The following is a 19,537-nucleotide window of genomic DNA, read 5'->3' on the forward strand; positions in this document are numbered from 1 at the left end:
TTACTGAACTGATTTTTCTATTCCTAAAAGCATAAGCTGAAGCGTTTCTGCTCCGTTAAAAACATTCCGCTCTATGTTGAAAATTATATCAACCTTGTCTCCCACATCAAAATCCCTGTGAAGCCGTCCGCCTTCATTCCAAAAGATGCAGGGCCATTTGTTTTTTCCGCAGTCAACAGTGATTTTTAGATGCTGCTTTTCTGCCTTTCCCATTACAAGTCCGGAAACAATCGGAAGATTTTTTGCTAAGAAAACAAGCTTTGGATTTTCGTTTCCAGTCGGCTCGAATCTGTCTATGATTTTTTTCAAGTCCGGTGTCATGTAGGACGGCGGAAGTTCTGCGTCAATTTGAATCTCGTCAGTTTTGTCAGAAAGATTTATTGTGCTTGAAAGCTCCTTTGTGCGCCTTTTGAATTCCTCGAACTTTTCTTTTTCAAAGCTGAATCCGGCCGCAAAGTTGTGCCCGCCGTAGCTTACAAACAAATCTTTCAGCTGGTCAAGAAAAGCAGTTACGTCATATCCGCGGCAGCTTCTCATTGAGCCTACAACAAGATTTCCCACGTAAGTCATCGCCATTGCAGGAACACCAAGCGAAGAAACCAAGCGTCCGGCAAGAATTCCAGAAACGCCTTTGTTTATTTTTTCATCGATTACAAAGCTTAATTTTCCGCTGAAGTCATTCACAGAATTTTTTGCCTGCAGGCCTGCAATTAATTCCGCTTCTTGAGTAAGGGATTTTCTTTTTGTGTTAAGCTCAATTATTTTTTTTGCAAGCTGTTCACGGTACGAATCGTCTTTTGCTGTAAAAAGCTCAATTGCGATTCTAGCCTGACCGAGCCTGCCAGCCGCATTCAAATTTGGAATCAGCGTCCAGCAAATGTCAGTTGAAGTAATGCGCTTTCCCAAAAGCCCTATATTTGACATAAGTTCCTTTAGACCAGGACGGATTTTATTTTCATTTATTGAATTAATTCCGCTACGCACAAAAAGCCTGTTTTCATTTTTCATCGGCATTATATCTGCTAGAGCCGCCAAAGCCACAAGCTGCAAGTCATGCTTTTCTTTTTCTGAATCAGATGGAAAATTTTTCTTTAAGTCCTGCTGAACATAAGTTACAAAGATATTGTAGAATCCGCCGATTTCCGTGGGAGCATGGTCGCCGTACTTTGCGATTTTTGACATTTCCTTTATTCTGGAAAGCGGAAGATTTTTTAGGGAAGGGTAAAGTTTTGCGGCTTCTGTTCTTATGTCCGCAATATTGAACTGCGCGCTGTTTCCGAACGTTAGGTTTAGCAAGTGTTCAACATTGGCTTTGTCCCAGCAAAGAATTATCTGGTCGGACAAGTACTGCGGAATCTTCGTGTCGTAAATTGATTTTTCGCCCGGAAAAATATGCTCAACAAGCCTTGAAACAGGAACTAGATTTCTAAGCTTTATGCATTCAATAGCAATCTGCCCGTTTTCTTCTTCGCGCGCATTGAGCAAAGCCGCGTCTGCCTTGTACCATTTGCTCTTGCTGAATCTTAACGCTGAAACAACTTTGTACACGACCGCGCATCCAGAAATTTCTTCAAACGGATAGCCTGAATCTGAAAGCTTCGCATTTAAAATAATCGCAGGAGAAGGAATGTTTTCCTTTGGATTGTGATGGTCAAGAACGATTACATCTATTCCAAGATTCGCCGCGTGCTCGATTTCCGCATTGTTTGAAATTCCGCAGTCAACTGTAATAATAAGTGAGCCGTTCTGATTTACAAAATCATCTACAGCCTGAATCGAAAGCCCGTATGCGTCATCTCCTTCTGGAACTCTGTACTGAACGTCAATTCCCAATGAGCAAAGCTCGTCGTAAAGAACAGTTGTCGCCGTTACTCCGTCAACATCCTTGTCGCCGAAAATCAAAACATTTTCATGCTCTTCCTTCGGACTGTCTTTTTCTGGAACTGCGGCAAGAATTCTATCAACTGCATCTTCCATTGAATTGAACAGAAAAGGATTATGCTGAAACCTTAAGTCATCTTCCATGAAATAAAGAATGTCTTTTCCGCTGGTGATTCCGCGCCGTGCAAAAATGCTTGCTGTAAGTCTGTCCAGTGAAAACTTGCTTTTTAGCTTTTCAACTTCTTCCTTTGAAATTGTTTTTTTTACCCACTTTGATGATGACACTATTTTATTTCCTTTAAAATCAATTTCTTTTCTTCTGGCTTTTCCGCGCTGAAAGTCAAGACCACCTCAAGCTGCTGTTTTCCGCTTTCAAGAGCATCCGGGCTTTTTCCATAGACTTCAAGAAGCTTTTCGCCTTTCTTTACAAAGTCGCCCTGCCGCCTGCAGAAAATTATTCCAGAGTCCGCGTCCACTTTGTCTGACGACTTGTTTCTGCCCACGCCAAGGTTTATGCACGCGATTCCTGTCTTGTACGCATCAACTGTTAAAAATCCGTCTTGACTTGCAAAGATTTCTGACTTGAACTTTGAGCGGCGTTTTCCCTGTTCGCTTAGAAGCTTGTCTGGATTTCCGCCCTGAGCCTTTACGTTTTCAAGGAACTTTTTTAGCGCCTCTCCGCTTTTTACAGCTTCCTTGCATTTGGCTATTCCGTCCTCTGTGTCTTTTGCCTTTCCGCCGAAGACAGCCATTCTTGCGCCAAGCTCATAGGTAAGCTCCATTACATCGGCAGGACCTTTTCCTTGCAGGCACTCAAGAGTTTCCTCTATTTCAAGATAATTTCCTACTTTGAATCCAAGAGGAGAGTCCATTCTGGTTAGAAGCGCGCAGGACTTTTTTCCCATTGTCTGGGCTGTCTTTACAAGAAACGACGCAAGCTGCTCAGCATCCGCCTCGCTTTTCATAAATGCGCCTTTTCCGCACTTTACATCAAACACAAGGGCATCGCTTCCTTCCGCGACTTTTTTTGAAAGAATGCTTGCCGTAATCAGAGGAACACTTTCAACAGTTCCTGTAACGTCCCGCAAGGCGTACATTTTCTTGTCTGCCGGAACAATCTTTTCTGTCTGTCCCATCATGGCAAAGCCTGTCTTTTCGATAATCGAAGCGAACTGCTCCTCGTTAAGATTCACATTGTAGCCTTCTATTGATTCAAGCTTGTCCAAAGTTCCGCCTGTGTGCCCAAGCCCTCTGCCGCTCATCATGGGAATTTTTACGCCAAGAGACGCCACGATAGGCGCAAGCGGAAGGCTGATTTTATCTCCCACGCCGCCTGTGGAATGCTTGTCCAAAAAAGGTCCTTTTAGCCCCTTGGGTTTTTCAAGGTTGATTGTGTCGCCGGATTTAAGCATGCAGCCTGTTAAAATTCCTGTTTCCTCGAACGTCATTCCGCTGAAATAAACGGCCATAAGAAAAGCCGACATCTGGTAGTCAGGAATTGAACCGTCAACATAGCCGTTCACAAGAAATTCTATTTCATCACGCGAAAGCTCCTGTCCTTTTTGATTTCCAGTTCCACGCTTTTTAATGATTATGTCCGCCACACGCATTTTGACCTCCGCTGTTAAGTGTTGTTTTTAATGTCGTTGATATATCTGAACCTTTTTGTCATTCCCGCACTTGATGAGGGAATCTTCTGCAGGCATAGATTGCCGTGTCAAGCACAGCAATGACAAAATATTCGAACTAAGAACACATATATTATTATATCCCAAAAAGAAAAAAAAGTCATTTGCCATGTCTTGTTCAAGTGAAGTGCGTTGTGAAGTGGGCGATAATGCGGGAGAAATTTCCGGCTAAAGTATTCCGATTCCGCTTTTTAAGGTTTCAAGCTGGATTCCGCAGGCTTTTTCAATCATGCTGTACAGAAGCCGCTTCATGTTGTAAACGGATTCCGAGGGAACAAGCAGTTTTCTTACTTGTCCGGGCGGAAGCTCGTTTATGGCGGCAAGGTAGGTGAGCGAGTCAAGGTCGATTCTGAAGTTTCCTTGCATTCTGTTTTCCGGGGCGAAAGAAATGCAGTCCGCGCAGACAAATCCGTTTTGCCTTTCCATATAGCTTGCGTTCTGCTCATGGCTTAAAAGTGAAGAGCCACAGCCGCAGCAGGTTCTAGGTTCAGGCTGAAGCCCCAAAAGCCCAAGGTATCTCCAGAGAAAGCGCAGGATTCCAAGGCGGACTTCGTTTTCGTCCACGCTGTCTATTCCGTCAAGAAAGGCGCACAGAAGCACAAAGGCTTTTTCTGTTTCTCCGGCGCATTTTGTCTTTAGCACAAGCTCGCAGGCAAACGATGCCGCCCAGGATTTTAGAAGGCTTGTCCTGAACGAAAGATGGCAGTTTTGCGCGTCAAAGTCGGTTATTTTTATTGAATTGCGGGATTCATCGCTGTATATATAGAGGATTCCTGAATAAAACGGCTGAACAAGGGACTTCAGGCGGCTTTTTGGGCCTCCGTAGAGCATTGCGTTGAAAATTCCGTTTTCCGCAGAAATTACTTTTACAAGCCTGTTGTTTTCTCCGGACTCTTTTAATGAAAGGATTACAGATTTCATTCTCTTGTTCCGCTCTGCCATGCGCCTATAATATCAGCGTGGAAAACGCTTTGCAATATACTATAAACTTTTTTTCTGAAATGCCGATAAACAGAGTATGAACAGTTTTTCAAATTCTGTAGATTTGCTTCACCGCGCTCTTGATGTTGAAAGCCTCCGCTATCAGGTTACTGCAAACAATATTGCAAACAGCGAAGTTGCGAATTTCAAGAGACAGTCCGTAAGCTTTGAAAGCGAGCTGAAAAAAGCCTTCATTAGCCGCGACAACGAGCACAGTTCTTTCCGCATGGCGACAAATGACGCGCGCCATATTCAGAGCGAAGTTCCGCGCGATTGGCGTGATGTTGAGCCTAGACGTGTTTCCGACTACACAACTGCTTCAAAAGCCAACGGAAACAATGTTGATGCAGAGCAGGAAGCAATGAATGTTGTTCAGATTCAGATGCAGTACCGACTTTTGACCCAGCTTATGAATTTTGAGTTTTCACAGGTCAAGACTGCAATGAAGTCAATATAGTTTATTTTTACTATTGAGTTTTGGAGAAAAGTATGGGATTATTTACAAGCATAAACATAGCGGCAACAGGCATGAGCGTGGAGCGTCTGCGCACTGATGTCATTTCAAACAATATTGCAAATGCCACAACAACGCGTACTCAGGAAGGCGGAGCTTACCGCAAGCAGAGCGTGATTATTGAGCCTATTGCTTCTTCAAATCCTCAGTGGAGATTTCCTTTTGTGGATTCAGAGCTGGACAACGGACCTGGAAAAGGCGTTCGTGTTCGTGAAATCGTAAAAGACAGCGAGCAGGGCAGAATGGTTTACGACCCAAGCCACCCGGATGCGATTCAGTCTGGACCGAACAAAGGCTACGTTGAATATCCTAACGTGAATATTGTAAATGAAATGGTGAACATGATAAGCGCAAACCGTGCTTACGAAGCCAACAGTTCTGTTATTCAGGGCAGCAAGGAAATGTTTGCCTCTGCTTTGGAAATCGGCAGTCGCTAGTTGCAGTTAATCAGTAAACGGGAGGAACTATGAATCTTTCTTTTGGCTCAATGGAGCTTAACAGGTCAAATATGTCTCATCTTGGGACTTCAGCCATTGGAAATGTCAGCAAGGCTTTAAAGGGAAACGAAAACGCTTCTGTTGACGGTGCTGAAAAGAAAGAGTCTTTTAGAACTTACCTTCTTGAAGCTGTAAACGAAATGAACAGCCAGCAGCTCAATGTTTCTGCTCTTCAGGAAAAAGTCATAACAGATCCGGACAGCGTGGACATCCATGATGTTACAACTGCCATGGCAAAAGCCCAGATGTCGCTGGATCTTGCGCAGAATGTAATCGACCGTCTTGTAAAAGGCTGGAATGAGCTTTCGCAGAACAGATAGCGCGCTAGTTTGGTGAAAAGTTTTATTGTCAAATTCGGGAATTTGTGTTATACTGTCCTATCTTTTTATGCGAGTGGGACAGCGTAAAATAGAAATAAAATGAGTTCGTTCATGGGAGGGGAATATGAACGAATGGTTCAAGAAAAATTTAGAAACCATTAAAGAAAAATGGGCGAAGTGGACAACTCTCCAAAAAGCTATTGTGGCTGCAATCGTTGTGGTTGCTATAGCGGTGATTGTTCTTATGGCTTCTATGTCGTCTCGCCCTTCCACAGTGCGCCTTTTTAACGGTCCGGTAAATGATGAAAAAGAACGGGAACTTATTCTTTCCCGCCTTGATCAGGACAATGTAAAGGCCTATGTTTCATCGGACAATTATATTTCTGTTGAAAACAGCGATATAGCAAAAAAATACAGAAGCCGCCTCATTGCTGAAGGATATGCACCTTCGAGCCTTGATGCCTACAGCCTTTTTGATGTTACGCGTTGGTCAAGAACAGACTTTGATGATAAGGTGAACTGGCAGCGCGCGACAGAAACAGCATTAAAGCAGCAGCTTGAGTCTTTGGACGGAATCCAGCGCGCGGAAGTAAATCTTGTGCTTCCTGATGAAGCTTTGTTTACAGAAAATCAGAATCCTACATCCGCAAGCATTGTTTTGTATGCAAAAGGAAACAGCGATGTTCTTACAGACAAGCGCAAAATCCGCGGAATCCAAAATCTCATAAAAGCCTGCGTAGAAGGTTTGCGCGACGAAAATATCGTAATCAACGACGGCGCTTCAAATATTCAAATAAATGACTTTGAAGGCATGGCTGAAAGCGACCGTATTTCAAATATAGAAAAACAGAGAAAGCTTATTCTTAAGCAGGAAACTACATATACAGGCCTTGTTCTTGCCGCATTGAAGGGAACTTTTTCTGACAACCGTGTAAGAGTTGCGAACATCAAGATTGACATGAATATGTCTGAGCGCACAACTACTTCAAGAGAATACGGCGGAATCACAATCCGTCCAGACAATCCGAATACTCCTTATGACGACTCTGAAATTGTAAACAGCCTCACTTTGTCGGAAGAAACTGTAAACAAGTCGTTTACTGGAACCGGCTACAATCCTGAAGGTCCGGCTGGAGTTGAAGGCCAGAATCCTCCAGTTTACAGCGATATGTCAAATGTCGTGGGAAAATCCACAGAAGAAGGTGTAAAACGCAACTATGCGCTGAATGAAAAAAATGTTTCTGAAATTACAAGCCCTAAGATTGACCGCATTACAGTTTCTGTAAACATCGACGGCCAGTGGCGCAAAGTTTATGATGAAAACAATCGTCCTATTCTTGAAAACGGACATTTAAAGCGCGAGTACATTCCTATTACTCCAGAGCAGCTTGCAAATACAACAAAACTTGTTCAGGATGCTGTCGGCTATAACAGAGCCAGAGGAGACAGCGTTACAGTTACAAATATTCCGTTTGACAGAACAGAAGAGCAGGAAAAAGAAGATCTGGCTTATATTGCGCAGCTTAACAGAAACCGCACAATTATGTTCAGCCTGATTGGAATTGCTATAATTCTTATTGCGTTCATTGCATTCCGTATTATCAGCAGAGAGATTGAACGCCGCCGCCGTCTTGCAGAGGAAGCTAGAATTCGTCAGCAGGAAGAAGAAAGACAGAGAGCGCTTCTTGAAGCCCAGCAACAGGGAATGGAAGTTACAATGTCTGTTGAAGAGCGCAAGCGGGCAGAGCTTCAGGAAAATGCGATTGCAATGGCAAAAGAGCATCCGGAAGACGTTGCAATGCTTATCCGCACTTGGCTTATGGAGGAATAGTTTATGGCAGAAGAACTTGTTGACGGCAAAAAAAGCAAGAAAAAAGGCGGAATCAAGGATTATAAGAATCTTACCGGCCGCCAAAAAGCCGCTATTTTCCTCGTTGCAATCGGAAGCGATGTAGCCTCTGATGTAATGAAGCACTTGCGCGAAGATGAAGTTGAAACTCTTACGTTTGAAATTGCGCGCCTTGATACAATTGACGCAGACTTTAAAGATCAGGTTCTTGAAGAATTTCAAGAACTTATGCAGGCGCAGAATTTTATTACAACTGGCGGTATTGACTTTGCCCGCGAGCTTCTTGAAAAATCCTTGGGAAGCCAAAAGGCAATTGATATTATCAACAGACTCACAAGCTCTTTGCAGGTCCGTCCGTTTGATTTTATCCGCCGAACAGATCCAGCTCATCTTTTGAACTTTGTTCAGCAGGAATATCCGCAGACAATTTCTCTTATTCTTGCGTACCTTGAGCCTCAGAAAGCCGCAACAATTCTTCAGAATCTTCCTGCGGAAATTCAGCCGGAAGTTTCAAAGCGTCTTGCAACAATGGACCGCACAAGCCCGGAAGTTCTGCGTGAAGTTGAGCGTGTTCTTGAAAAGAAACTTTCAACTCTTTCCAGCGAAGATTACACAGCTGCCGGTGGTGTTGACTCGATTGTTGAAATTCTTAACCTTGTTGACCGTTCTTCTGAAAAGGCGATTATTGAAACTCTTGAAGAAGACGACCCAGAGCTTGCGGAAGAAATCAAGAAGAGAATGTTCGTTTTCGAAGATATTGTTATGCTTGATGACCGCGCGATTCAGAAAGTTCTGCGTGAAGTTGATACTCAGGAGCTTGCAAAGGCTTTGAAATCAGTTGATACAGAAGTTCAGGATAAGATTTTCCGCAATATGTCAAAGAGAGCCGCTTCAATGTTAAAAGAAGACATGGAATATATGGGACCTGTCCGCTTGAAAGATGTTGAAGAAAGCCAGCAGAAGATTGTTAGCGTAATCCGCCGTCTTGAAGATTCTGGTGAAATTGTTATTGCTCGTTCTAGCGATGATGAAATGGTAGTCTGATTTGACTGGAGGCATTTAGCATGGCACAAACTGTATTCAGACCGGCAGAAGTTAACAATACTAAGGGCGAAGTTGTCCTTCAGTTTACAAAAAATTTTGCGCCTCCTGTAGAAGAAAAAGTTGAGGAAGTTCCAGAATATACAGGACCTACAGCTGATGACTTGCGCAAGGAAGCGGAGGCTTTTAAGCTTCAGTGGGAAGATGAAAAGGCCAAGATGCTTGCAAAGGCTCAGGCAGACGCAGATCAGATTGTAAAAAATGCGGAAGATGCGGCGTTTGCTCAGGTAAAGCATCAAAGCGATCAGGCGGCAATAATAAAATCCCAGGCGCAAAAAGAGGCTCAGGATATTGTTGAAAAGGCAAAAGCTGAAGCGCAGGATATTATTTCCAACGCAAAAATAGAAGAAAAATCTATCTTTGAAAAGTCAAAGAGCGAAGGATTTAAAGCCGGCCATGAAGAAGGTTATAAGGCTGGAAATGAAGAAGCCCAGCGTCTTGTTGAGCGCATTCACAAAATGATTGAAGCTGTACAGGCAAAAAGGCAGGAAATTCTTGATAACACAGAGCAGCAGATTGTGAATCTTGTGATTTTGATAGCGCGCAAAGTTGTAAAAATTATGAGCGAAAATCAAAAGAGCGTTATAATGTCGAATGTTCTTCAGGCTTTGAAAAAAGTAAAAGGCTCTGGAGATGTAACATTGCGCGTAAATCTTGCTGATGTGAAGCTTACAACCGAGCATATAAAAGACTTTATCCGTCAGGTTGAAAATATCAAAAATATTTCTGTTGTTGAAGACAGTTCCGTTGAAAAAGGCGGCTGCATTGTTGAAACGGACTTCGGCGCAATTGACGCGCGCATTTCAAGCCAGCTGAATGAACTTGAAACTCAGATTTTGAATATTTCGCCAATAAAAACTGTGGGCAAGTCAGAAGTTATAAATCCCGACAGTTGATTTATTTGTTTGTTTTCTTTGTCATTGCCGGACTTGCTCCGGCAATCTATTTTTGTGCTTGTAGAAGAAAGTCAGTTTGCTAAAAAATCTGCAAGGCATAGTTTTCAGTCGTTGCGGGATAATTTAAAATGGAAAATTTTTTTGATAAATACATTCATAGCATAGAACGGATTGAACCCATAAAATATACCGGCTCTGTCATAGGCGTAAAAGGTCTTATGATAGAAAGCAAAGGTCCTCGCTCTGTAATCGGCGAAATCTGCACAATTCATATTCCAAGTATTCAAAGTTCTGTTCTTGCGGAAGTTGTTGGTCTTGAAGGCTCTTCTGTGCGTCTTATGGCTTACGGAGAGACAAAGGGAATTGAAGTTGGCTGTGAAGTTGTTGCTTCCGGGCACGTTCTGGAAGTTCCTGTTGGACTGTCGCTTTTGGGACGCGTAATAGACGCAACTGGAAAGCCCTATGACGGCAAAGGTGAAATTTTCCCAGAAGCTTATTATCCGGCTTTGGCATCTCCTCCAAATCCAATGGAACGCAAGCCGATTGACAAGCGCATTGTAACTGGAGTTCGCGCTATTGACGGAATTCTCACAGTCGGAAAAGGTCAGCGTCTTGGAATTTTTGCAGGTTCAGGAGTTGGAAAATCAACGCTTCTTTCAATGATTGCGCGAAATACAAATGCTGATATAAACGTAATCGGTCTTATCGGTGAGCGTGGACGCGAAGTCATGGACTTTATAAAGCGCGACTTGGGAGATGAAGGACTTAAACGTTCTGTGCTTGTTGTTGCAACTAGCGACCAGCCTTCTATTTCCAGATTGCGAGCCGCTTATGTTACAACTGCCATAGCTGAATATTTCCGCGACCAAGGCAAGGACGTTATGCTGATGTTTGACAGCGTAACTCGTTTTGCCCATGCGCAAAGGGAAATTGGACTTGCAACAGGCGAGCCTCCTGCGCAAAGAGGTTATCCTCCGAGCGTTTTTGATATGTTGCCAAAGCTTCTTGAGCGCACAGGAACAAATGACAAAGGAAGCATTACCGCTTTTTATACAGTTCTTGTTGACGGCGATGACATGGATGAGCCTATTGCTGATAAAGTGCGCGGAACTTTAGACGGACACATTGTTTTGCAGCGTTCCCTTGCGGCCCGTCAGCATTATCCTGCAATCGATATGCTTACAAGCATCAGCCGTCTTTCAAAACGCGTTTCTGGAACTTGCACAAAAAAAGCCGTGCAGCGTGTGCGCCGTTGGATTTCCGTTTATTCAGAGCAGGAAGAAATGATAAATGCCGGCGTTTACCAAAAAGGCTCTTCCCCGGAAATTGACGAAGCCATTGACCATCATCAGGCTGTTGAAGAATTTTTGTGCCAGGAAGAAAACAGCCATCTTACAATTGAAGATACGTTGAAATCTCTTTCTGAATTAAGCGGAATTGAAATTCCTGAAGCCGAATATTCAGAATCTCCTGCTTGATTTTTATCTTTATGAAAAAATTTGCTTTTTCAATGCAGAAAATTCTTGACCTCAGAATATTTGAGCAGCGTCAGGCAGAAATGGAACTTGGCAAGGCGAATGCAGAAGTCTCAAGAATTCAGGGCGAGCTTGAATCCATTGCAAGGCGGAAAGTTTCCACGATAAAAAATTTCGACACAAATACAGATTTTCTTGTTCAGGCTGAAATCCAGTCTTTTTTTTTCATGCTTGAGCAGAAGAAAGAAAAATTTTTGGAAGAACTTGCCACGGCGCAGATTGCCGCAGATGAAAAACGCGAAGTTGTCCGGCAGGCAATGCAAAAAGTCAAAGTCCTTGAAAAGCTAAAGGAAAATAAATTCCGTCAGTGGAAAAAAGATAGCTTAAAAGCAGAGGAATTGGCAGCCGACGATATTGTGACTGCCAGAAAAAATTTGCTTTAGTATTTAAATGCGCTTCCGCCGATAAATTCCCTGATTATAGACTGCGTTGGAACAGAAGTTGCAGGAATTGTAGAGAAGCAGTTTAAGAATTGAAGAAGCCTGTTTGCCTCTGCATATTCTTTTTGGAGCGGACTTACGCATCTTAAAAGCGGCTCTGCATAAACTTTTAAAACTGGAAGCTCATAGTCCAGCGCAGTGTTCAGCATTGCATCGGCGTTGTTTTGGAACGGAAATATGTGAAGCTGTTCGCCTTTCTGAACGCTTTCCCACATTGCGATTGTGTCTGCCGCGCTTTTTCCTCTGTAGCGTGAATCTCTTACAATTCTTCTTATGAGCCTGTTGTCGCTTGTTGAAATTCTATTGTGATCGTCAAGATTCAGCTGGGTCAATGCGGAAATGTAGATTTTAAACTTTTTATCTGCCGGAACTAAAGGCGTAAGCTTGTCGTTGAGTCCGTGGATTCCTTCCATGATTAAAATGTCGCTTTCTTCCAAAGTCATTGTGTCGCCTTTGAAATAGCTTACTCCGGCATGAAAATCATAAGACGGCAGTTTGATTTGTTTTCCGGCAAACAAGTCAACAAGATTCTGGTTTAAAAGCTCAATGTTCAAGGCTTCTAGGCATTCGTAGTCGTAGTTTCCGTTTTCATCTTTTGGAGTTTGCGCTCGTCCAAGATAATAGCTGTCAAGGCTTATAACTTTTGGCTTGTATCCGATTGCTTCGAGCTGCAATGCAAGTTTTTTGCTGGTTGTTGTTTTTCCGGAAGAAGACGGGCCTGCTATGAGGACAATTCTTGCTGACTTCTTTTTTAGAATTTCATCTGCGATTGTAGAAATTCTTTTTGTCTGAAGCGTTTCTGTTATATCGATAAATTCAGATTCTTTTCTGTCATGAATCAACTGGTTTAAACTTGCCGCGGAAGTTACATTCAGTCTTTTTCCCCAAAGTTTGTATGATTTGTAAATTTCAAAGAGCTTCGGCTGGTCAACAAATTCCGTGAGCTTTTCAGGCTGGTCTTTTTTGGGGAATCGCAAAAGAAATCCGTCGCTATATGGAAGCAAGTCAAAAACATTCAAAATGCCAGTCGTTCCAACTAGCGGTCCAAAATACAAATCAGAAAATCCTTCAAGCCTGTTAATCTGAACGCGGGAAGGACATCTGTAGTTCAGCTGTTTGCGGGTTTCTGTAAGTCCGAGCTCTTCAAAAAGTGAGCAGGCTTCTGAATATGAAATGAAGTCGGTTTCAATTATTTTGTCATCTTTTATGATTTGCTCCATTTCATTTTTTAGCTTTAAAATATTTTCTTTTGTAAGAGGCTCGCCAAGCTCAAGCGTGTAATAGTAGCCGTAGCCCAAGCTGTGTCCGACTAAAAGTCTTTTGCCCGGGAAAATTTTATGCGCCGCCGCCGCTAAAACAAAGCAAAGGGATCTTCTGTAGATTGCGCTTCCGTCCTTTGAGTCTGAAAAAATTGGCTCTATGCTTGAAGTTATGTTTACCGGGCTGTCCAATGAGCAGATTTCGTTGTTTACTTTTACTGCGACAATTTTTTTATTTTGCGCGTTGAATTTTTCAAGGAAAAGAATCGGGCGGATTTCATTTTCTGCTTCTATAAATGAATTGTCTGGAAATGTGATTTTTATTTTTTTCATGATGCGCCTCCAAAATGCTTTGCTGAATTTTTAAACATGATATTTTTTATCCTTTAATTATAAGGCACAAAATGTTGAAATGCAAAGAGAAATTGTTGAATGCTTAAAAATTATTTTTTTCCAAAAAGCGATTTTATAAACTCTGCGATTTTTAGAAAGATATTGGCGATGAATTTTAGAAGCCGCATAATCAGCGGAGGATTTTTTAGCTTTTCAAGCCGCTTGTATCCTTCCATAAGTTCTTCGTCTGTAAATTCCTTGCGTTGATTGTTTTCTTCAAGCTCCATTTCAAGCTGGCGGATATTGTCAACATTTGAGTCAAGGACATTTGCGTTGATTCTTTCCCAGCCTAAAGATTTTGCTGCTTCAAGCCTGCGTTCTCCTGCCACAAGCTCGTAGTTTGAATTCAGCGTGATTGGATTCATAAGACCATAACGGTGCATGCTTTCTTTTAATGCGGTCAAATCTCCCAAATCACGGCGAACTCTTTTTTTTACTTTTATGTCTTCAATTTTTACAAGCATTTAATTAAAAAATAGGCAATCTTTGTTTTTTAGTCAAGAAGCCAGTTTGAAAAATCATCGGAATTTCTCTGCGGCTGCAAGAGTTCATATTCGGATTCTTCCTGCCTTATTTCAGAAGAAAGTTTTCCGCTCTTAAGGAAACTCAAGTCAACCATAAGCGGACTGTCGTCAATTCCTTCGTCAAAATAGTATCCAGCCCTGATTCTTGCTTTTTGAAGTCTTGCGGCACCTAAATTTCTGCCAGAATCATCAGTGTGTTTTTTGCAAGGTTCTGTCGGCTCTGTTCCTGGATAATAATATGCGGTAATTCTGTTGCTTCCGCATTCAGGAGTCAAGATTCCACCGCTTTTTGTGCAGACCTCAAGCTGAATCAAGTCTTTTGGCTTTTCGTCATAGAACGGCTTGTATGGCTTGCCTTGGTTTGCGGCATTCATATAGTCGCCCCAGGCAACGCCAGCCAAAGTTGAGCCAGTAATCGAAAGTCCAAGCGACTGTCCCGGCTTGTCAAATCCGAACCAGAAAACAGAAGTGTAATATGGTGTAAATCCTGCTGCCCAAGCGTCTGCCCAGTTTTGCGTTGTTCCTGTTTTTCCTGCTACAGGCATTTGGAATGTTTTTCCGTTTGAATTTACAAAGTTGAATTTGTTTCCGCGGCCTTTTCTTTTTCCTGTAACCCAATATGTTGAGTCCCAGTCAGAGCCGTATCTTAAAGTTCCGCTTGCCACAGTATTCTTCATAATTTCCTGCATTATAAACGCCGTTTCTTCTGTAAGAATCTGCTTTGCTCCGTTTCTGGATTTTTGTGCGTCTGCCTGTTCTTTTCCCGGATTGAAAATTATGTTTCCGTTTTTGTCTTCAACTGAAAGAATTGCAATCGGCTTGACTTCTTTTCCGTGGTTTGCAATTGTGGCGTAGGCTTTTGCAACTTCAATTGGGCGCACAGAGCAAACTCCAAGTCCAAACGGATAAACTGGCTCAAAGTGCCTTGCTTCAAATTCGTTTGAAGGAATTCCTAAAAGCGCGGAAGTTCTTTTTATTGCTGAGTCGAATCCAATTGTGTCCAAAACTTTTATTGAAGGCACATTCATGGAGTGGGCTAGGGCGTACCAGAATTCAACATCGCCTTCCCACTGGCCTTTAAAGTCCTGCGGAATATAAGGAGTTCCATCTTCTTTGTGGAAAACCTGAGGCGTGTCGCTTATAATTGTTGTCATTGTGAATTTCTGGCTTTCAATTGCTTCGGAATAATAAAGCGGCTTGAATGTTGAGCCAGGCTGAAGCTTTGCCTGTACCGCGCGGATAAACTGGTTTGTCTTGTCATATTTTGAGCCGCCGACAAGCGCATCTATGTAGCCGGTTGAATTTTCAATGGCAATCATTGTTCCTTCAATCGTTGTTTTTTCCGCCTTCTGCTGAATCAAGGAATTTCCTTTGTTGACGATTTCAGTTTTCAAAGATTCAATTCCGCAGACCATGGACATTACGTCGATTATAGGATTTATTTCATCGCGGTACTGATTCATTGCCGTTGCCTGATTTCTTTGCTCGCCAAGTTTCAAGTCCGGCAAGTCGAATACAAGGCTGAAAAGTTCTGTGAGCGGAATATATTTGCTGAACGCCGCACGCTCGTGGGAATTCATCGTCCGCTGGTAAAGTCTGTTTGCCGCATGGATATAATCCTGCATTATTTCTTCCGCGGCTTTTTGGTGCGAAAGATTCAATGTTGTGTTTACGGTGAATCCGCTTGTGTAAATGTCTTCTGTTCCGTAAATCATTCCGCTTAAATTTCTTCTTACATATTCGCTGAACCAAGGCGCTTCGTCATTTTGCATTGCGTGCGCGGAAGCATTTGTTCTTGTGTAGTCAAAGTTTGCCCAGTATGTGTCAAAGCTGTCGTCTGCCTGCTGCTGTGAAATGTAGCCGGAATTCACCATCGCTTCAAGAACATCTTTTTGCCTTGCCATTGCCCGGTTTGGATGTTCGAACGGATTATAGAAAGAAGGATTTGAAAGCTGAATTACGAGAATTGCAGATTCCGCCGGAGTTATTTCTGTGGCATCGTGTCCGAAGTAATATTTGCTTGCCGCGTTGACTCCGTAGGTTCCGCCGCCAAAATAAATTTTATTCAGATAAAGCTCTAAGATTTCATCCTTTGAATATCTGCGCTCCATTTGGATTGCCCACCAAAGTTCCTTGAGTTTTCGCTTGACTGAATATTCCTGACGGTCGCAATACAAAGTTCCTGCGATTTGCTGTGAAAGTGTTGAGCCTCCGCCAAGCGAGCTTCTTGTAAGAACTCCGACAACTGCCCTGAACAAAGCTTTTACGCTGAATCCGTGGTGGCTGTAAAAAATGCGGTCTTCTCTTGTAAGAAGCGCATCAATCATGTGCTGCGGAAGATTTTTCAGTGCGATTATTTCACGCCGCTCGTCGCTTGCAAATTCAGTTATAAGTTCTCCGTTTATGTCCAAAAGTCTTGTAGGAAGTGAAGTTTCAAAATCTGTGAAATTTTCAGTATTTATTGTATTCCGTGTAGCCGCAAGTCCAGCTCCAAGAAGAGAGCCAAAGACAAGCGCAAAAAAAAGCAATGCTCCGCTAAGAATGAGTGGCATAGTTCCGCATTTTTTCATAACAATATATAATAGATAAAAATGTTTCTATTGTCAAACGAGCATAAGCGGCTTGTATTGACAATATTTTTAGTTTGATATAAAACTTTCTTGTATGGAAGCTTTTGCAGAAGAGAAAAACGCTATTTTTGTTCCTCAGAAAATTTTTATGCAGCGTGCAATTGAGCTTGCAAAAAGAGGCGGCGGAAAAGTTCATCCGAATCCTCTTGTTGGCGCGGTAATTGAAAAAGACGGAAAAATTATTGCGGAAGGTTTTCATCACGAATACGGAAATCTTCATGCTGAGCGAGATGCTTTAAAAAATGCGGCTGAAAAAAATTCTTGTGTCCGCGGGGCGAATCTTTATGTTACATTGGAGCCTTGCTGCCATACAGGAAAACAGCCGCCGTGCACTCAGGCAATCATAGAAGCCGGAATAAAAAATGTCGTGATTGGAAGCCGCGATCCGAATTCTCTTGTAAACGGAAAAGGCGTTGCTCAGTTTGAAAATGTGGGAATAAAAGTTTTCCGGGATTTTATGAAAACTGAATGCGATTCTCTGAATGAAATTTTCTTCCATTATATAATAACTAAACTTCCTTTTGTGATTGTAAAATATGCGCAAAGCGCGGACGGCAAAACTTCACTTTCTTCAGGCGAAAGCAAATGGATTACAAACGAAAGTTCGCGGGAATATGTTCATTATTTGCGCGGAACAACTGCGTCCGTTATGTGCGGAATTCAAACTGTTCTAAAAGATAATCCGCTTTTGACTTGCAGAATTCAAGGCGAAGAATTGAAACAGCCGGCTCGCGTTGTTCTTGATACAGAACTGAAAATTCCGCTTGAATGCAATCTTGTAAAAACTGCGAATGAAGTTCCGCTTATAATTTTTACTTGCTCGGATTCTGAAAAAAAATCCGCTCTTGAAAAAAAAGGCGCAAAAGTAATTCAAGTAGAAAAAAAAGATTCGCATATCGACATTTTTCAAGTGCTGAAAAAACTTGGCGAGCTTTCAATTGACAGCGTTCTTGTTGAATCCGGCGGCTCTCTTAATTCAAGTTTGTTTTTTTACGGAAAAGAAAAAAAATGCCTTGTAAACAAAGTGCTTTGCTTTGTCGCTCCAAAAATTTTGGGCGGAATAAACGGAGCAGTTCATTCGCCGGTTCAGGGAATTGAATGTTCAAGCCTTTTGTCTTGCGTGAATCTTTCGCTGAAAAATGTAAAGACTTTTTCTGACGATTTGCTTTTGGAATACAATTTTCAAAATCCAGTTTTGGAGGAATAATTTTGTTCACGGGAATTATAGAAAGTCTTGGAACTGTAAAAAATATTGTGAGATCCGGCCATTCTTTTTCGATTGAGATTCAGTCTGATTTTGATGAAAAACTTGTGCTTGGCGAAAGCATTGCCGTGAATGGAGTTTGCCTTACTGTCGCTGAATTTTCTGGCTCTGTTTTTAAAGCCGATGTTACGCCGGAAACTTTCAGCCGAACTTCTTTGAAAATCCTTCGCTCCGGAAGTTTTGTGAATCTTGAGCGCGCAATGAAAGCGGACGGAAGATTTGGCGGACACATTGTTTCAGGGCATATCGACGGAACTGGAAGAATTCTTGCTTTTTCAAAAAATGAAAACGCCGTGAATATTCAGTTTTCAATGGAAAAAAAACTCGGTGAGTTTATGATTGAAAAAGGCTCTGTCGCAATTGACGGAATCAGCCTGACTATTGCTTCTGTAAAATGGAGCGGCTCAACTTGTGTTATTTTCGCGGCGGTGATTCCGCATACTTGGAGCAACACCGTTTTAAGCAAAAAAAAGCCCGGCGACTTGGTGAACATTGAATGCGACATAGTTGGAAAATATATAAGGCATTTTACTTTGGAGGAAAAAAATGAAGGCTGAAAAATTCGCTCTTATAGAAAAAGCTTTGCAGGATTTGCGCAGCGGAAAAATTATAATGGTTACTGATGACGAGTCCCGCGAGAATGAAGGCGACTTGATTTGCGCCGCAAGATTTGCTACAGGCGAAAATATAAATTTCATGGCGCGGAATGCGTGCGGACTTATCTGTATGCCGGTAAGTTCTGAAATCGCAAAAAAATTTAATTTTCATCCGATGACGTTTCAGAATCAGGACAACCACGAAACTGCCTTCACTGTTTCCGTAGACCATGTTTCAACGACAACTGGAATCAGCGCATTTGAAAGAAGTGCCACAGCAGTTGCGCTTGTAAATCCAGAAACTAAGCCGGAAGATTTTCGCCGCCCGGGACACATGTTTCCTTTGGTTGCAAAAGACAAGGGAATTTTTGAACGCCAGGGACATACCGAAGCGACTGTTGATTTGTGCTGCTTAGCCGGACTTGAGCCAGCTGGACTTTGCTGCGAGATTATGAGCGCAGACGGACACATGGCGCGCCGCCCGGAACTTGAAGAAAAAGCAAAGGAATGGAATTTGACTCTTATAACAATTGCCGATTTGATTGAATATAGAAAGTCAACTGAAAAATTCATTGAGCGTGTTGCGGAAGCGAATCTTCCCACAAAGTACGGCGACTTTAAGCTTTACGGATTTTTGGACACAATAACCGGCGAGCATCACGAGGCTTTGGTTATGGGAAATGTTTCCGACGGAAAAAGCGTTTTGTGCCGTGTTCACAGCGAATGTCTTACAGGCGACACTTTCGGCTCAAGAAAATGCGATTGCGGCGAGCAGTTCGACCTTGCGATGAAAAAAATTTCTCAGGAAGGAAGGGGAGTTCTCGTTTATCTTTCTCAGGAAGGAAGGGGAATCGGAATTCTTAACAAGATAAAGGCTTACAGTCTTCAGGATAAAGGCATGGACACCGTTGACGCTAATCTTGCGCTTGGTCTTCCAGAAGATGCCAGGGACTATTCGTGCGGAATTCAAATTCTTAAAAACCTCGGAGTTTCAAAACTTCGCCTTATGACAAACAATCCGCAGAAAATCGATGCCATGAACTGCAAGGAAAACGGAATTGAAATTGAGGAGCGTATTCCGCTTGAAATTCCGGTTCAAAAATATGATGAATTTTATTTGAAAACAAAGGCAAAACGGATGGGGCATCTGCTTTCTAACGTTTAGCCGA

The 19,537-nt window shown here is 42.4% G+C and carries 17 protein-coding genes; 11 read left to right on the forward strand and 6 right to left on the reverse strand.

Translation table 11 applies throughout. The features are described 5' to 3' along the window. The 3 genes from recJ to recO form a co-directional block, all read right to left on the reverse strand. Complete coding sequence (gene recJ / locus Q0H92_RS08465) at positions 1-2,166, reverse strand: single-stranded-DNA-specific exonuclease RecJ (RefSeq protein ID WP_296013788.1); 2,166 nt, start codon at positions 2,164-2,166, stop codon at positions 1-3. Next, positions 2,166-3,491, reverse strand: a complete 1,326-nt coding sequence (locus Q0H92_RS08470; RefSeq protein WP_296013789.1) for a thymidine phosphorylase — start codon at positions 3,489-3,491, stop codon at positions 2,166-2,168. Before Q0H92_RS08470 ends, recJ begins: the two co-directional genes overlap by 1 nt. A 246-nt stretch (positions 3,492-3,737) precedes the next feature. Next, complete coding sequence (gene recO, locus Q0H92_RS08475; protein WP_296013790.1) at positions 3,738-4,490, reverse strand: DNA repair protein RecO; 753 nt, start codon at positions 4,488-4,490, stop codon at positions 3,738-3,740. A 97-nt stretch (positions 4,491-4,587) separates the two neighbouring features. Here recO and flgB point away from each other — a divergent pair, with 97 nt between their 5' ends. The 8 genes from flgB to fliJ all read left to right on the forward strand — a co-directional run bounded on the left by flgB (position 4,588) and on the right by fliJ (position 11,645). After that, positions 4,588-5,007, forward strand: coding sequence for a flagellar basal body rod protein FlgB (flgB, locus tag Q0H92_RS08480; protein ID WP_296013791.1), 420 nt, complete (start codon positions 4,588-4,590; stop codon positions 5,005-5,007). 32 nt (positions 5,008-5,039) lie between these two features. Next, positions 5,040-5,501 (forward strand): flagellar basal body rod protein FlgC, encoded by a 462-nt coding sequence (flgC, locus tag Q0H92_RS08485; RefSeq protein WP_296013792.1) that lies wholly within the window; start codon positions 5,040-5,042, stop codon positions 5,499-5,501. 29 nt (positions 5,502-5,530) lie between these two features. Continuing rightward, complete coding sequence (gene fliE / locus Q0H92_RS08490) at positions 5,531-5,881, forward strand: flagellar hook-basal body complex protein FliE (protein ID WP_296013793.1); 351 nt, start codon at positions 5,531-5,533, stop codon at positions 5,879-5,881. Positions 5,882-6,005: 124 nt separating this feature from the next. After that, the gene (gene fliF, locus Q0H92_RS08495) at positions 6,006-7,712 is read left to right on the forward strand and encodes a flagellar basal-body MS-ring/collar protein FliF (RefSeq protein ID WP_296013794.1); all 1,707 of its coding nucleotides are present in this window, start codon (positions 6,006-6,008) and stop codon (positions 7,710-7,712) included. Positions 7,713-7,715: 3 nt separating this feature from the next. Continuing rightward, positions 7,716-8,774: a flagellar motor switch protein FliG gene (fliG, locus tag Q0H92_RS08500; RefSeq protein ID WP_013701324.1), complete on the forward strand. Its 1,059-nt coding sequence runs from the start codon at positions 7,716-7,718 to the stop codon at positions 8,772-8,774. Between the two features lie 20 nt (positions 8,775-8,794). After that, complete coding sequence (gene fliH, locus Q0H92_RS08505; protein WP_296013795.1) at positions 8,795-9,727, forward strand: flagellar assembly protein FliH; 933 nt, start codon at positions 8,795-8,797, stop codon at positions 9,725-9,727. A gap of 128 nt (positions 9,728-9,855) precedes the next feature. After that, entirely contained in the window at positions 9,856-11,205 is a 1,350-nt protein-coding gene (locus Q0H92_RS08510) for a FliI/YscN family ATPase (protein ID WP_296013796.1), read from the forward strand. An 11-nt stretch (positions 11,206-11,216) separates the two neighbouring features. Beyond that, on the forward strand, positions 11,217-11,645 hold the full coding sequence (gene fliJ, locus Q0H92_RS08515) for a flagellar export protein FliJ (RefSeq protein ID WP_296013797.1): 429 nt from the start codon (positions 11,217-11,219) through the stop codon (positions 11,643-11,645). Here fliJ and Q0H92_RS08520 read toward each other — a convergent pair. The 3 genes from Q0H92_RS08520 to Q0H92_RS08530 all read right to left on the reverse strand — a co-directional run bounded on the left by Q0H92_RS08520 (position 11,642) and on the right by Q0H92_RS08530 (position 16,448). After that, positions 11,642-13,294, reverse strand: a complete 1,653-nt coding sequence (locus Q0H92_RS08520) for a nucleoside kinase (protein ID WP_296013798.1) — start codon at positions 13,292-13,294, stop codon at positions 11,642-11,644. The two genes, fliJ and Q0H92_RS08520, sit on opposite strands and share 4 nt — an antisense overlap. 110 nt (positions 13,295-13,404) lie before the next feature. Beyond that, the gene (locus tag Q0H92_RS08525) at positions 13,405-13,818 is read right to left on the reverse strand and encodes a ParB N-terminal domain-containing protein (RefSeq protein WP_296013799.1); all 414 of its coding nucleotides are present in this window, start codon (positions 13,816-13,818) and stop codon (positions 13,405-13,407) included. Between the two features lie 29 nt (positions 13,819-13,847). Further along, the gene (locus tag Q0H92_RS08530; protein WP_296013800.1) at positions 13,848-16,448 is read right to left on the reverse strand and encodes a PBP1A family penicillin-binding protein; all 2,601 of its coding nucleotides are present in this window, start codon (positions 16,446-16,448) and stop codon (positions 13,848-13,850) included. 94 nt (positions 16,449-16,542) lie between these two features. Here Q0H92_RS08530 and ribD point away from each other — a divergent pair, with 94 nt between their 5' ends. Genes ribD through Q0H92_RS08545 form a run of 3 tightly spaced genes read left to right on the forward strand, consistent with a single transcriptional unit; the run spans position 16,543 to position 19,533 of the window. After that, positions 16,543-17,715, forward strand: a complete 1,173-nt coding sequence (gene ribD, locus Q0H92_RS08535) for a bifunctional diaminohydroxyphosphoribosylaminopyrimidine deaminase/5-amino-6-(5-phosphoribosylamino)uracil reductase RibD (protein ID WP_296013801.1) — start codon at positions 16,543-16,545, stop codon at positions 17,713-17,715. 2 nt (positions 17,716-17,717) lie between these two features. Continuing rightward, positions 17,718-18,329, forward strand: a complete 612-nt coding sequence (locus tag Q0H92_RS08540; protein WP_296013802.1) for a riboflavin synthase — start codon at positions 17,718-17,720, stop codon at positions 18,327-18,329. Then, on the forward strand, positions 18,319-19,533 hold the full coding sequence (locus Q0H92_RS08545; protein ID WP_296013803.1) for a bifunctional 3,4-dihydroxy-2-butanone-4-phosphate synthase/GTP cyclohydrolase II: 1,215 nt from the start codon (positions 18,319-18,321) through the stop codon (positions 19,531-19,533). The genes Q0H92_RS08540 and Q0H92_RS08545 overlap by 11 nt, the downstream gene beginning before the upstream one ends. Positions 19,534-19,537: the final 4 nt, after the last annotated feature.

The sequence above is a fragment of the uncultured Treponema sp. genome, from assembly GCF_934725225.1.
In the GTDB taxonomy this organism is placed as follows: Bacteria; Spirochaetota; Spirochaetia; order Treponematales; family Treponemataceae; genus Treponema_D.